Source organism: Nocardia sp. CA-135398 (genome assembly GCF_050955845.1).
GTDB lineage: Bacteria > Actinomycetota > Actinomycetes > Mycobacteriales > Mycobacteriaceae > Nocardia.
In genome coordinates this window covers 489,583-503,194 of record NZ_CP192084.1, presented here as the reverse complement: position 1 = coordinate 503,194, position 13,612 = coordinate 489,583, and the positions used below count along the sequence as shown (strand labels likewise).

General features: G+C 65.9%; 15 protein-coding genes. 6 read left to right on the top strand and 9 right to left on the bottom strand.

Annotated features, from left to right (window positions below; all coding sequences use genetic code 11):
* Positions 1-63: 63 nt before the first annotated feature.
* The 4 genes from ACQP1T_RS02215 to nth are packed head-to-tail and all read right to left on the bottom strand — an operon-like array spanning position 64 to position 3,435.
* Complete coding sequence (locus ACQP1T_RS02215; protein ID WP_433758281.1) at positions 64-1,257, bottom strand: MarP family serine protease; 1,194 nt, start codon at positions 1,255-1,257, stop codon at positions 64-66.
* Complete coding sequence (locus ACQP1T_RS02210; RefSeq protein ID WP_433758280.1) at positions 1,254-1,973, bottom strand: NUDIX hydrolase; 720 nt, start codon at positions 1,971-1,973, stop codon at positions 1,254-1,256. The genes ACQP1T_RS02215 and ACQP1T_RS02210 overlap by 4 nt, the downstream gene beginning before the upstream one ends.
* Entirely contained in the window at positions 1,970-2,605 is a 636-nt protein-coding gene (locus ACQP1T_RS02205) for a TlpA family protein disulfide reductase (protein ID WP_433758278.1), read from the bottom strand. Before ACQP1T_RS02205 ends, ACQP1T_RS02210 begins: the two co-directional genes overlap by 4 nt.
* Positions 2,602-3,435, bottom strand: a complete 834-nt coding sequence (gene nth, locus ACQP1T_RS02200; protein ID WP_433758277.1) for an endonuclease III — start codon at positions 3,433-3,435, stop codon at positions 2,602-2,604. The genes ACQP1T_RS02205 and nth overlap by 4 nt, the downstream gene beginning before the upstream one ends.
* 91 nt (positions 3,436-3,526) lie before the next feature.
* On the opposite strand from nth, the gene ACQP1T_RS02195 reads away from it, so the two are divergent.
* Together ACQP1T_RS02195 and ACQP1T_RS02190 are read left to right on the top strand one after the other, a co-directional pair.
* Entirely contained in the window at positions 3,527-3,769 is a 243-nt protein-coding gene (locus ACQP1T_RS02195) for a hypothetical protein (protein WP_040686056.1), read from the top strand.
* A 147-nt stretch (positions 3,770-3,916) separates the two neighbouring features.
* Positions 3,917-4,591, top strand: a complete 675-nt coding sequence (locus ACQP1T_RS02190; protein ID WP_011206875.1) for a Crp/Fnr family transcriptional regulator — start codon at positions 3,917-3,919, stop codon at positions 4,589-4,591.
* Positions 4,592-4,723: 132 nt separating this feature from the next.
* Here the strand turns inward: ACQP1T_RS02190 and ACQP1T_RS02185 are convergent, their stop codons facing one another.
* Genes ACQP1T_RS02185 through ACQP1T_RS02175 form a run of 3 tightly spaced genes read right to left on the bottom strand, consistent with a single transcriptional unit; the run spans position 4,724 to position 6,166 of the window.
* Positions 4,724-5,518, bottom strand: a complete 795-nt coding sequence (locus ACQP1T_RS02185; protein ID WP_433758275.1) for an MBL fold metallo-hydrolase — start codon at positions 5,516-5,518, stop codon at positions 4,724-4,726.
* A 9-nt stretch (positions 5,519-5,527) separates the two neighbouring features.
* Positions 5,528-5,986: a RidA family protein gene (locus ACQP1T_RS02180; protein ID WP_433758274.1), complete on the bottom strand. Its 459-nt coding sequence runs from the start codon at positions 5,984-5,986 to the stop codon at positions 5,528-5,530.
* An 18-nt stretch (positions 5,987-6,004) separates the two neighbouring features.
* Positions 6,005-6,166 carry a DUF4177 domain-containing protein gene (locus ACQP1T_RS02175; RefSeq protein ID WP_085998464.1) on the bottom strand — a complete coding sequence of 54 codons (162 nt, stop codon included), beginning with the start codon at positions 6,164-6,166 and terminating at the stop codon, positions 6,005-6,007.
* A gap of 439 nt (positions 6,167-6,605) precedes the next feature.
* On the opposite strand from ACQP1T_RS02175, the gene ACQP1T_RS02170 reads away from it, so the two are divergent.
* Both ACQP1T_RS02170 and ACQP1T_RS02165 read left to right on the top strand, forming a co-directional pair.
* Positions 6,606-7,625 (top strand): ArsA-related P-loop ATPase, encoded by a 1,020-nt coding sequence (locus ACQP1T_RS02170; protein ID WP_433761931.1) that lies wholly within the window; start codon positions 6,606-6,608, stop codon positions 7,623-7,625.
* The gene (locus tag ACQP1T_RS02165; protein WP_433758273.1) at positions 7,622-8,761 is read left to right on the top strand and encodes an ArsA family ATPase; all 1,140 of its coding nucleotides are present in this window, start codon (positions 7,622-7,624) and stop codon (positions 8,759-8,761) included. Before ACQP1T_RS02170 ends, ACQP1T_RS02165 begins: the two co-directional genes overlap by 4 nt.
* A 101-nt stretch (positions 8,762-8,862) precedes the next feature.
* On the opposite strand, the gene ACQP1T_RS02160 is transcribed toward ACQP1T_RS02165, so the two are convergent.
* Positions 8,863-9,186 carry a WhiB family transcriptional regulator gene (locus ACQP1T_RS02160; protein WP_040686051.1) on the bottom strand — a complete coding sequence of 108 codons (324 nt, stop codon included), beginning with the start codon at positions 9,184-9,186 and terminating at the stop codon, positions 8,863-8,865.
* A gap of 369 nt (positions 9,187-9,555) precedes the next feature.
* On the opposite strand from ACQP1T_RS02160, the gene ACQP1T_RS02155 reads away from it, so the two are divergent.
* Positions 9,556-11,928, top strand: coding sequence for a penicillin-binding protein (locus ACQP1T_RS02155; protein WP_433758272.1), 2,373 nt, complete (start codon positions 9,556-9,558; stop codon positions 11,926-11,928).
* Positions 11,929-11,995: 67 nt separating this feature from the next.
* Here ACQP1T_RS02155 and ACQP1T_RS02150 read toward each other — a convergent pair whose 3' ends face one another.
* Positions 11,996-12,460, bottom strand: a complete 465-nt coding sequence (locus ACQP1T_RS02150) for a GatB/YqeY domain-containing protein (protein WP_062980691.1) — start codon at positions 12,458-12,460, stop codon at positions 11,996-11,998.
* A 158-nt stretch (positions 12,461-12,618) separates the two neighbouring features.
* Here ACQP1T_RS02150 and ACQP1T_RS02145 point away from each other — a divergent pair, with 158 nt between their 5' ends.
* Complete coding sequence (locus ACQP1T_RS02145) at positions 12,619-13,581, top strand: metallophosphoesterase (RefSeq protein WP_433758271.1); 963 nt, start codon at positions 12,619-12,621, stop codon at positions 13,579-13,581.
* Positions 13,582-13,612 lie beyond the last annotated feature (31 nt).

Genomic DNA, 13,612 nt, shown 5'->3' with positions numbered 1-13,612 from the left:
GTCAATTCGCCTGACTGTAGCCAGCCTGGCGCATCGGCTACCCACCCGATGCGCCGACGGTATTCAGCTCAGCACACATGCGCCCGTCTCGACGGATGCAAACGCACTAGGCGCAGCATCGAGTTGTGCCCGGACCTCGGACAGCGTCAGCACATATCCCGTGTCATCGTCGGTGACCGCCGCACCGAACACGATGCCGAGTACGTTTCCCTCCGTATCCACAAGCGGCCCACCCGAATTGCCTGCCCGCACTTGGCCACGAACCGTGTAGACCTCGCGCTCGACGGTGCCGTTGCGATAGATCGTCGGGCCCGTCAAATCCAGCGTCTCGCGCACTCGCGCAGCACTGGCGGTGTACCGACCTCCACCCGGGTACCCCAGCACGATCGCGCTGTCTCCAGAGTGCGCTGGCGAAGGCGCGGTTGGGATCACAGGCGCAATGAGCCCCGGTACCGCGAGCACCGCGACATCTTTGGACGGATCGAACAAGACAACCGTGGCATTCAGCGGCCCGTTGGTGGCGTCAACCGTGATGCTGGTGGTCCCGGCGACGACGTGAGCGTTAGTAACGATCCGTTCGGGCGCGATCACGAAGCCGGAGCCCTCCAGCGCCCGCTGGCAGCTCGGCGCGACGCCGCGGATGCGCAGCACACTCTGCTGCAGCGAGGCCGCGACCGGGCTGGCGAGCACGCTGGGATCGGGCGGTTCGACCGCCGCGATCGGTGCACGACCGAACGGTCCGATGACATCCGGCAACCCGGAGGTGTTGAGCAGCTTGGAGAATTCGTTCGGCAGCCGCCGCAGCCAATTCGGCGAGACATCGTTGACGTCGGCGAGCACCTTCGAACCATTGATGGCCGCGGCGATGGCGGGCTGGGACGAGGTGGCCAGCGGCAACGCCAGCAGCCACGCGGTGACCAGCACCGCGACCGCCTGCAATACCGCGCCGACGACGCTGTCCACACTGCGGGTGAACGGATGCCGCATACCGCCGCGCGCGGCCCGGCCGAGCACCATGCCCGCGACCTCACCAACGATGACCAGCACCACGATCAACAGCACGCCGGTCAGCACCCGCGGTCTGCCCCCGTCGACGTGGACCAGGATGTGCGGCGCGATGAGAATGCCAGCGACCGCGCCTAGTACGACGCCGAGGAAGGCCAGCGCGGAAGCCACCGCACCCTGGCGCCAACCGGAGGAGGCGGCAAGCAGCGCCAGCAGCACCACCGCGATATCGAGCCAAGCCGATGAACTCATAACGTCATCCCTACGGCCGCCAGCGCGGACTCTAGATCGCGAACATCGCTGTGGTCCCAGTCCCGTTCCCACCCGGCGGCCGTGCAGATGCCCGCCAGAATGCCGCCGGTCAGTCCCCACACCAGCATTCCGTCCACCTGGAATGCCGGACTCTGATAGCCCAGGCTGCCGCGCACCATGAAGCGATTCGCCGGGTCGAGCAGGTCGGCGAGCGGCACCCGCACGACGCGTTCGGTCTCGATGTGGTTCACCACGCGGACCGCCCTCGGGGTGTGCCAGTAGGCCAGCACCGGGGTCACATCGAATCGGGACGGTGGCACGAACAGCTTCGGCAGTACGGCGAAGGGTTCGACGCCCTCGCGCGCCAGCCCGGTCTCCTCACAGGCCTCGCGCAGGGCGGTATCGATCGGTCCGGTGTCGCCGGGATCGACGGCGCCGCCGGGAAAGGCGACCTGACCGCGGTGCTGGCGCATCGTGGACGCGCGCTGGGTCAGCAGCACATCGGCATCGGCGGGTAGTCCGCCCGGCGCCTCGGGATCTGCTTCGGGCGAACCGCTGAACAGTACGAGCACGGCCGCCTGCCGCGGCGTGGTGCTGACCGTCATGGCCCGGCGGACCGCACGCGCCAAGGACAACGTGTCGGTGGAATCGGTATTCGGGTCCGCCGCCCGGCGCAGCCACTTCGGGATGCTGTCCGGCATGGGGATCTCGGTCATGCCGCAACTCCCAAATTATTCGCGACCGTATCGGCGATATCGTCGACGCCGTTGAAGGCGCGCACCACCACCTCGGCGACCGAACCATCCGCTCGCAACAGCACCGTTACCGGCAGCACCGCGGGCGCACCGACCGCGGTACGCACCTTGGTGCGCGCGTCGAGGACGCCGGGCAAAGTCACCTTCAAATCAGTCAGCAGCGCGAGCGCCCTCGCCTCATCCGGATCGCTGTGCACGGTCAGCACGGTAATCGCGTTTCCGGCCCGTCGCGCGTACTCCTGCACATCCGGCAACTCCTTGGCGCACGGTCCGCACCAGTACGCCCACAGGTTCAGCAATGCCGGTTTACCGGCGAGCGCGGCCGCCAGGTCGACCGGTTTGCCGTCGGACAGACAGGTCAGGCCGAGTCCGGCAAGCGGCCCGTGTGCCACCGCATCCGCCGCGGGCGCCGGACAATTCGCCAGCCCGGCGGCGGTGCGCGCCTCGACCGATGCGCTGGCCAGGGAATTCGCCGAATGGTCGCCGCTGGTCGCGGTGTCGTCGCTATCGCGGGGCCACAATGCGACCGCCAAGGCCACCACGGTGATCAACCCTGCCAGCGCCAAGCGCGCCGCGACAGGTATTCGTCTCACCGGCCCACCAGCTCGAGCAGATGCTCCGCCTCCGGACCCTTCACCAGCTTCGCCGCGATCTCCGGATCGGTCGGCCCGACCCCGAACGATGGACAGTCCTTGGCCAGCAGGCAGACACCGCATGCGGGCTTGCGGGAATGACAGACCCGACGCCCGTGGAAAATCACGCGATGGGACAGCATTGTCCATTCCTTGCGTTCGATCAGCTCGCCGATGGCGTGTTCGACCTTCACCGGATCTTCCTCGGTGGTCCACCCCCAGCGGCGCACCAGCCGACCGAAATGGGTGTCGACCGTGATGCCGGGTATTCCGAAGGCGTTGCCGAGGATGACGTTGGCGGTCTTGCGGCCGATGCCGGGCAACTGCACCAATTCGTCGAGAGTGTGAGGCAATTCACCATCGAAGCGTTCGACCAGTGCCTGGCCGAGTCCGATCAGCGAACTGGTCTTGTTCCGGAAGAACCCGGTGGGCCGGATGTATTCCTCCAGCTCCGCACGGTTTGCCTCGGCGTAGGCGCGGGCGTCGGGATACTTGGCGAAGACCGCGGGTGTGGTCAGATTCACCCGTTCGTCGGTGCACTGCGCGGAAAGTATTGTCGCGACCGCCAATTCGAGCGGAGTGGTGAAGTCGAGCTCACAGTGCGCGTCCGGAAAGGCCACCGCGAGAGCGCGGTTCATCCGGCGGGCCCTTCGGGTGCGACCGAGCTGGGTTTCCGCTTGTCGCGCTCGGGATTTGCGCTTCGGCGCGGGGACCGCGGCACGTTGCGCATCGGTCGCCTCGACGGCAGGCGCAGGCCCGCTCACGGCAGCAGTGGAGGGGGAGACACGCACGCGTCCACCATACGGAACCACTCCACAACGGTGCCCTCCTAGATCTCTTGCCGTGTTCCATCTGAGACCTAGACCGTGTTTACTGCTCGTCATGCAAGGACTCGCTGTGGTGCTCTTCCCAGTGGTGCTGATGCTGTTTGCACTGGGCATGGAGCGGGTCGAGAATCGGCTCCGCAAACTTCTCGAACCCGACGAAGAGGTTCAGCAGTACCTGGACAAGGCAAGCAACGCCGAAGTGAAGGAGCTGACGAAGCTCGGACTGCCCGCCGCGGTGGCACGGATGCGCAGGCGCCGTTCCCGTGGCGAAGAGCTGGACGTCGCACGCGCCAGCTGAATCCCCTACCGATCAGTACCTGGCACGCCGCGCAATCCACTCGTTACGTGGTGTCTGTCACTACGCTGCCGTAATGCCGCGTAGACTGCGCTGTTGGCCGATTCGCTTCGGTCCAGGACAGAGCCATTTCCCATAAGGAGTACATTCGTGGACGAGGCCCTCGCCAGAGCAGGCATCTTCCAAGGCGTAGAGCCCACCGCGGTGGCGGCCCTCGCCAAACAACTGCAGCCCGTGGATTTTCCGCGCGGCCATGTCATCTTCAACGAGGGCGAACCCGGCGACCGGTTGTACATCATCACGTCCGGAAAGGTGAAGATCGGACGACGTTCCCCGGACGGCAGGGAAAACCTGCTGACCATCATGGGTCCGTCGGACATGTTCGGCGAGCTGTCGATCTTCGACCCGGGTCCGCGCACCTCGACCGCTACCACCGTGACCGAGGTCCGCGCGGTCACCATGGACCGTGACGCACTCAAGTCCTGGATCGACCAGCGGCCCGAGATCGCCGAGCAACTGCTGCGCGTCTTGGCCCGCCGTCTGCGCCGCACCAACAACAACCTGGCCGACCTGATCTTCACCGACGTCCCCGGCCGGGTCGCCAAGGCGTTGCTGCAGCTGGCGCAGCGGTTCGGTACCCAGGAGGCCGGTGCGCTGCGGGTCACCCACGACCTCACCCAGGAAGAGATCGCGCAGCTGGTCGGCGCCTCCCGCGAGACCGTGAACAAGGCGCTGGCCGATTTCGCGCACCGCGGCTGGTTGCGGCTGGAGGGCAAGAGTGTGCTGATCTCCGACTCCGAGCGCCTGGCCCGCCGCGCGCGCTGACGCTCGCACCCCATCGGCGACCGGAGAAACCGACCGCCGACAGGACGTGCTGCGGCAGGTGGACGCCGTGGCATCTGAACGCGAAAGCACGCTGAGTTCAGCTCGAATGAACTCAGCGTGCTTCGGTGTTCGTTAGTTCTGCTCGCCGCGCAGGTACTCCAACTGCGCCTGCACCGAACTGCGCGCGGCAGGCCAGAGCCGCTTGTCCACATCGGCGTAGACCTTGCGCACCACCGACATCGCGCCCGCCTTCGGCCCGAGTACGCGCAACGCCTCGCGCACCTGATCGAGCCGCTCCTGCCGATGCGCGATGTAATACCGTGCGATCGGTTCCAGATCGGGATGATCCGGACCGTGTGCGGGCAGCAGCGCACGCCCCGCACCCACCTCGACCAGCTTGTCCAGCGAGGCCAGGTAATCGGCGAGGGCGCCGTCGGTGGAATCGAGGACGGTGGTGCCGAAGCCGAGGATGGTGTCACCGGTCAATACCGCGTCGTCGAGGACGAAACTCACCGAATCCTTGGTGTGGCCCGGCGTGTCCAGGACGGTGATCCGCAGTCCGGCGGCCTCGATCACCTCGCCGTCGACCAGCGGCGCATCGGAATCACGCAGGAATTCGGCGGTCCTGGCCCGCACCGGCGTACCGGTCAGCTTCACCAGCCGGTCGATACCACCGGTGTGATCGTGATGCCGATGGGTGATCAGGGTGAGCGCGATACTGCCGTCGGTGGCGCGGGCGATCGCCTCGCTGTGCGCCTTATCCTTCGGTCCCGGATCGACGACGACGTATTCCGATCGCCCCGGCGCGCGCAGCAGCCAGGTGTTGGTGCCATCCAGCGTCATCTGGCCGGGATTGTCCGCGAGTACGACCGCCGCGGTCGGCGTGACCTGCCGCAGCTGGCCGTATGCGGGATGGGTGAGCGTCATCGAACCTGTCTAACGCACTTCGGCGATCAGTTCGACTTCGACGGGGGTGTTGCGCGGCAGCTCGGCGACGCCGACCGCGGAGCGCGCGTGCACGCCCGCATCACCGAAGACCGCACCGAGCAATTCCGAAGCGCCGTTGACGACCTGCGGCTGATCGGTGAATCCCGGTGCGGAGGCGACGAATCCGACGACCTTCACGATGCGCACCACCTCATCGAGCCCGACCAGATCGTGCACCGCGGCGATCGCGTTCAGCGCGCAGAACTTGGCCGCCTCCTTGGCCTCTTCGAGCGAGACCTCCGCGCCGACCTTGCCGGTCGCCGAGAGCTGCCCGTCCACGAACGGCAGCTGTCCAGAGGTGTAGACGAGCGAGCCGGTGCGGATCGCCGGAATGTAGGCGGCGACCGGTGCCACGACCGGCGGCAGGGTCAGGCCGAGCTGGGCGAGGTTCTTCTCCCACTGGGTCATAGGTGCAAGTCCCTTCGATTACTTGGGGCGCTTGAGGTAGGCGACGTGCTGTTCACCGGTCGGACCGGGCAGCACGGTCACCAGTTCCCAGCCATCGGCGCCCCATTGATCCAGGATCTGCTTGGTCGCATGGGTCAGCAGCGGAACGGTGGCGTACTCCCACACCTTCGAATCACTCATGCTGTAACTTTGGCAGCGCCTTCGGCGCTGCGTGTTCGCGGCCCCCCGATGTCTCGCGTCCGAGCCGTCGAGACTCGCGACTTCGTCGCATGCGCTTCGACAACTCGGACGCGAGACGGGCCGCGAACGGTCGCTCGTAAGACTCGCTCCGTGGTGGTCGGTTACGGCGGAGTGTTCGGCACTTGGTGCACGCATGCCAGGTGGTCGAGTCCCACGTCTGCGGCGCATGCGCTTCGACGACTCGGACACAAGACGGGCCGCGAACTCCTCGCACGTAAGACTCGCTCCGTCGTGGTCGAAAGGGCGGGTATCTCGCCCTAGTGCGTTTCTGGGCTCCCACGTCTGAGACAGAACGGCTGAAAATGAGGCGCTGACCATATCGCTGGGACGCGGTCTCAGAACGAGTTATAGGCTCGCGATCGTGGGAGTACCAACAGCAGTGCCTATTTCGGCGGAGCCGGGGCTGGAAACGGGTTGGCCGGAGCGCGCGGATAGGGCCCGCCTGCACTATGTCTCCGGCAAGGGGGGAACCGGCAAGTCGACGGTCGCCGCCGCGCTGGCACTCGCGCTGGCCGCGGGCGGGCGGCGGGTGCTGTTGGTCGAGGTGGAGAGCAGACAATCCATTGCCCAACTGTTCGATCTGCCGCCGCTGCCGCCCACCGAAACCAGGATCGCCACCGCGGACGGCGGCGGTGAAGTGGTCGCGCTCGCACTGGATATCGAGCACGCGTTTCTGGAATACCTGGATATGTTCTACAACTTGGGTTTCGCCGGGCGGGCGATGCGCCGGGTCGGCGCCATCGAATTCGTCACCACGATCGCACCCGGTCTGCGCGATGTCATCCTGACCGGCAAGATCAAGGAATGCGCGGTCCGGGTGGATAAGCAGGGCAAGCCCGTATTCGACGAAATCGTCGTCGACGCACCGCCGACCGGACGCATCGCCAGCTTCCTCGATGTCACCCAGGCGATGGTCGAGGTGGCCAAGGGTGGGCCGATCGCCTCGCAGGCCGAGGGCGTTTCGCGGCTGCTGCACTCCGATCAGACAATGATCCACCTGGTCACCCTGCTCGAGGCACTGCCGGTGCAGGAAACCGCCGACGCGGTCGCCGAACTCACCGCGAATGATCTGCGAATCGGCACCGTCATCGTGAATCGGGCGACCAAGGGCCAGTTACCAGCCGACGTGCGAAATAGGGCGGCGCAGGGCGATATCGACCGCGACGCCATTCTCGCCGGGCTCACCGAGGCCGGAATTTCCCTGTCGGACCAGGACTTCCAGGGTCTGATCACCGAAACCGTGGAACATTCGGCCACATTGCGTGCCCAGGACGAAAGCGCCGCCGAACTCGCGAAAGTGAATGTATCGCGAATGTATCTGCCCGCGCTGGCCGACGGCATGGATCTCGGTGGCATCTATGAACTTGCCGAACATCTGAGCAAGCAGGGGGTCCGATGAGTAATCCGAATGTGGCGGCGCCACTGGACGTTTCGAGCATTATCGCCGACCGCGCCGCACGAGTGGTGGTCTGCTGCGGCTCCGGCGGCGTCGGCAAGACGACCACCGCGGCGGCCATCGCATTACGCGCAGCCGAAAAGGGGCGCAAGGTCGTGGTACTCACCATCGACCCGGCACGCCGGCTGGCCCAGTCACTCGGAGTCGCCGATCTGGACAACTCCCCGCAGCGGGTAGCACTCGGCCCGGAGGCCAAGGGCGAACTGCACGCGATGATGCTCAATATGCGGCGCACCTTCGACGATATGGTGCTCGAGCACACCAGCCCGGACAAGGCGGAGCAGATTTTCGCCAACCCCTTCTATCAGACCGTCGCCTCCTCCTTCGGCGGTACGCAGGAGTACATGGCGATGGAAAAGCTCGGTCAATTGGCCGGGCGCAAGGAGTGGGACCTGATCGTGGTCGACACTCCGCCGTCCCGCAACGCCCTCGACTTCCTCGATGCGCCCAAGCGGCTCGGAAACTTCTTGAACGGCAGGATGATCCGGGTCATCATGGCTCCCGGTCGCGGTGTCACCCGATTGGTGACCGGTGCGATGAGCCTGGCCGTGCGCGGTGTGTCGACCATCGTCGGCGGTCAGATGCTCAAGGACGCGTCGAATTTCCTGCAGTCGCTGGAATCGCTGTTCGGCGGTTTCCAGGATCGCGCGGACCGCACCTACGCGATGCTGTCCAAGCCGGGCACGCACTTCCTGGTGGTCGCGGCCGCCGAACCGGATGCGCTGCGCGAGGCGTCGTTCTTCGTCGACCGGCTCTCCACCGAACGCATGCCGTTGGCCGGACTGGTCTTGAACCGGACCCACCCGATGCTCAGTTCACTGTCGGCCGATCACGCGCTGACCGCCGCCGATCAGCTGGCCGAATCCGATCCGCTGACCACCGCGGTGCTGCGCATCCATGCCCAGCGGGTCGCTACCGCCAAGCGCGAACAGCATCTGCTGCACCGGTTCACCGGTGCGCATCCGCGGGTGCCGATCGCGTCGGTGACCGCGCTGCCCTTCGAGGTCTCCGATCTGGACGCGCTGCGTGCCGTCGCCGACCAACTCACCGATGCGCACCCGGTCGAGGTGACCGCCTGAGCCGAAATCGACTGAGCGACTGTGTCATTCTGATGTCGGTTTGATATAGACCCATTAACGAAGCCGAGCCCGCAATCGCGGGCTCGGCTTCATTTCCAGGGTTAGATTGCGATTTGATGTTGACGCTGGGCCTGGAAAAAGTCCGCCCAGGACGTCACCTCCGGATGCTGCTTGAGCAGCGCACGACGCTGCCGTTCGGTCATACCACCCCACACGCCGAATTCGACTCGATTGTCGAGCGCATCGGCCCCACACTGCATCAGCACCGGGCAGTGCCTGCAGATCGTCGCCGCCTTGCGCTGCGCCGCGCCGCGGACGAACAGTTGATCAGGGTCTACTTCCTTGCATCGGGCCTGGGCTACCCAGGCGATCCTTGCTTCGGCCTGCTCTACGTCCAATCGAGCGATGGGGGTTGTCATGTGCATTTGGTGTGCCCCTTTGCAGTCCGAACACCGGGTCAACGGCGCTCCAGAATCGCGTGTCAGTGTCGCAGCAACCCAAACCCCGCTGCGAACTGCACCACATTCCACTTTGAGTGTTAGCTCTATCACACTGGGTTCTCAATCTAGGTAAAGGTATGGCCTCTGCGCAAGACCGTCCCGAGACTTTTTGGTACGTCCGTCCCTGCAACCGTGACCCAGAACCGGGCGGTCGACTCGCCCCGCGGCCCGTCCCTCCGCGACACGCCGGAATCCATCCCGCGACACGCCCAATCGTCCACCCGAACTCCTCGATCTGCGCTACTCGCAAACACACCCGAGAGCGTCGAATCGGCACCCCGTAGTCTGGGGTTCGTGCCGATCACACATACGCTCGCGAGGCTGGCCGGCAGCTGCGCGCTGGCCGCCGTGCTCGTCGCCGGGTTGTTGTTCCCTCTCGCAGGCGGTTTCGGGTTCGTCTCCAACCGCGCCGCCGATGCCGTCGACAATGTGTCCGCGGAGTTGGTGGAGGGCACCGTCCCCGCCGTCTCGACCATGGTCGACGCGAACGGAACGCCAATCGCCTGGTTGTACGAGCAGCGCCGCTTCGAGGTCCCCAGCGACAAGATCTCCAACGATATGAAGTTGGCGATCGTCTCCATCGAGGATCGGCGCTTCGCCGAGCACGCGGGTGTGGACTGGACGGGCACCATGCGCGCGTTCGTCACCAATACCAGCAGCGGCGAGGTTCAACAGGGTGCGTCCACCCTCGATCAGCAGTATGTGAAGAACTTCCAGCTACTCGTGGTCGCCAAGACCGACGCCGAGCGCCGGGCCGCCATCGAGACCACGCCCGCGCGCAAACTGCGCGAGATCCGGATGGCGCTCACGCTGGACCGGGAGCTGACCAAGGACGAGATCCTCACCCGATATCTGAATCTGGTCCCGTTCGGTAACTCCTCCTATGGCATCCAGGACGCGGCGCAGACCTACTTCGGCGTCGACGCCGCGAATCTGAATGTGCCGCAGTCGGCGATGCTCGCGGGCATGGTGCAGTCCAGTTCGAAGCTGAATCCCTACACCAATCCCGAGGGTGTGCTGCAGCGGCGCAATACCGTGTTGGACACGCTGATCCAGAACATCCCCAGCCGCGCCGAGGAATTCCGCAAGGCCAAGTCCGAACCGCTCGGCGTGCTCCCCGAGCCCAAAGGCCTGCCGCGCGGCTGCATCGCCGCCAACGATCGCGGGTTCTTCTGCGACTACGCGCTGCAGTACCTGGCCAATGCCGGTATCAGCCGCGAGCAGATCAATACCGGCGGCTACACGATCAAGACCACGCTCGATCCGGCTCTGCAGGATTCGGTGAAGCGCTCGGTCACCGAGGCCGCGAACCCGAACCTCGACGACATCGCGCAGGTCATGTCGGTGGTCGGACCGGGACAGGATTCGCATCCGCTGCTGGCCATGGCCAGCAGCCGTACCTACGGCCTGAACCGCGAGGCCAATGAAACAGTGCAGCCACAGCCGTATTCGATGGTCGGCGACGGCGCGGGCTCGATTTTCAAGATCTTCACCACGGCCGCGGCCATGGAAAAGGGCCTCGGCATCAACGCCCAACTCGATGTGCCAGGCCGGTTCGAGGCGAAGGGCATGGGTAACGGTGGTGCGCGCGGTTGTCCGCCCGCGACCTACTGCGTGCAGAACGCGGGTAACTACAAGTCGCCGATGTCGGTAACCGAAGCACTGGCGACCTCGCCGAATACCGCGTTCGTCAAGCTCATCCAGGCCGTCGGGGTTACCCCGACCGTCGATATGGCGGTGCGTCTCGGCATGCGCTCCTACACCGAGGCGGGCAGCTCGGGCCACGGCAACCAGAGCCTGGCGGACATGATCAAGGAGCAGAACCTCGGCTCGTTCACCCTGGGCCCGGTCGCGATCAACCCGCTCGAGCTGTCGAATGTGGCCGCGACCTTGGCATCCGGCGGCCGCTGGTGCCCGCCCTCGCCGATCAAGGAGGTCATCGACCGCTCCGGTAAAACCGTGCCGCTCACCCAGCAGGCGTGCGAGCAGGTTGTCGATCCCGGGCTGGCGAACACCCTGGCCAACGCCATGAGCAAGGACGACACCAGCGGTACGGCGGCCGGTGCGGCACAGGCCACCGGCTGGAATCTGCCGCTGTCGGCCAAGACGGGAACCACCGAGAGCCACCGCTCCTCGGCATTCCTCGGCTTCACCAATTCGCTTGCGGCCGCGGCCTACATCTACGGCGACAGCCCGACACCCGGTGAGATCTGCTCGTACCCGCTGCGCAGCTGCGGCGACGGCAATCTCTTCGGTGGTAATGAACCCGCGCGCACCTGGTTCAACGCGGTCAAGCCGGTGATCGGGAACTTCCCGCCGCCCGGCCTGCCACCGCTGGACGACAAGTATGTGCGCGGATCCAATCAGGCTCAGGTACCCGATGTCGCGGGCATGACCCAAGGTCAGGCGACGGCCGCGCTGGTGGCCGCGGGCTTCCAGGTCTCGCCGGTGAACGGCGTCGGTGCGCCGCCGAAGGGGACGGTGATGGGGACAGCGCCGAACGGGTCGGCGATTCCAGGGTCGGTGATCACGATCTATATCAGCGATGGGACCGAACGTGCGCCGGCACCGGCACCCGGACCGGCACCGGCGCCGGGGCTGCCGATTCCGGGCATTCCCGGCATACCGGGGCTACCGAGCATTCCTGGATTCCCGGTGCCGCGATAGCGTCTGGTGCCAATACGAAAGCCGCCGACCCGGGTCCCGGATCGGCGGCTTTCATATATGTATGGGGCTACAGGCGCGCCTTCACGGCGGCCGAGATCCGGGAGCCGTCGGCCTTACCGGCGGCGATCGCGGTGGCGGCCTTCATGACCTGGCCCATCTGCCGCATGCCCGGCCGCTCACCGAGTTCCTGGGCGACCTGCGCGATCGCGGTATCCGCGACGTCGGCGACCTCGGCGTCGGTCAGCTGCGTCGGCAGATATTCATCGATGACGCGCGCCTCGGCGTGCTCGTTGGCGGCCAGGTCGCCACGCCCGGCCTGGGTGTAGACCTCGGCCGACTCGTTGCGCTTCTTCGCCTCTTTCTGCAGTACCGCGATGACCTCGGCGTCGGAGAGCTCACGCGCCTGCGAGCCCGCGACCTCCGCGGTCTGGATGGCGGCGAGCAGCATCCTGAGGGTGGCGAGGCGCAGCGTGTCCTTGGCTTTCATGGCGGCGGTCATATCCGCGCGCAGCTGCGATTTGAGTTCCGACATGTGCCACACGGTAGCCGTTTCCCCGATCCCGGCCCACTACATTCGGCGCTCGACGCGAATCCGCCGTGCGGGCCGTAGCGACTGCTCGAATCGACCAGTCGACCGCTTGTGCGGAAACACACTCAGCGTTCCGCACCGGGGTCACCTATGCTGGGCAAATGCCCGTAATCTCGACCTCCGCCATCCGACGAACCGCGTTGGGAGCCGCCGGGGCCGCGGTGGCCGGTATCGGCTACGCCTCGCTGATCGAACGAAATGCCTTCGTACTGCGCGAGGCCACGATGCCCGTGCTAGAGCCGGGCTCGTCGTCACTACGGGTGCTGCACATCAGCGATCTGCACATGATGCCTGGTCAGAAGCTCAAGCAGCAGTGGCTGCGGGAGCTGGACCGGCTGGAGCCGGATCTGGTCGTCAATACCGGGGACAATCTTTCGCACCAGAAGTCGGTGCCCGCGGTGGTGCAGGCACTCGGTGGGTTGCTTTCCCGCCCAGGCCTTTTCGTTTTCGGCAGCAATGACTATTTCGCGCCGGTGCCGAAGAATCCGGCGAAATACTTCAAGAAGGACCACCGCCGGGTGTACGGCGCGCCGCTGCCGTGGAAGGATCTGCGCGCGGCATTCACCGAGCGCGGCTGGCTCGATCTCACCCATGTCCGCCGTGATGTCGAGGTCGCGGGCATTCGCATCGCGAGCGCGGGCGTCGACGATCCGCACCTGCAGCGCGACCGGTACGACACCGTCGCGGGGGCGCCGAACCCGCTCTCCGTCCTGAGCATCGGCCTGACGCACTCTCCCGAACCCCGGGTGCTGGACCGTTTCGCCGCGGACGGCTACGACCTGGTCATGGCCGGACATACCCACGGCGGCCAGCTGTGTCTGCCCGGATACGGTGCGCTGGTCACCAACTGCGGTATCGACCGCTCGCGGGTGAAGGGCTCGTCCAAGTGGGGCGCACACACCCAACTGCACGTCTCCGCGGGTCTGGGCACCTCGCCATGGGCGCCGTACCGGTTCTGCTGCCGCCCAGAGGCGACGCTGCTGACGCTGGTCGCCGCACCGCCCAAGCGTCCCAATGCCGATAGCGGACAGGGTGTTTCACCCTCGGAAGCCATCGCACACTGAGTTCCGCTAAGGTCCTTTGCCGAGACTGACG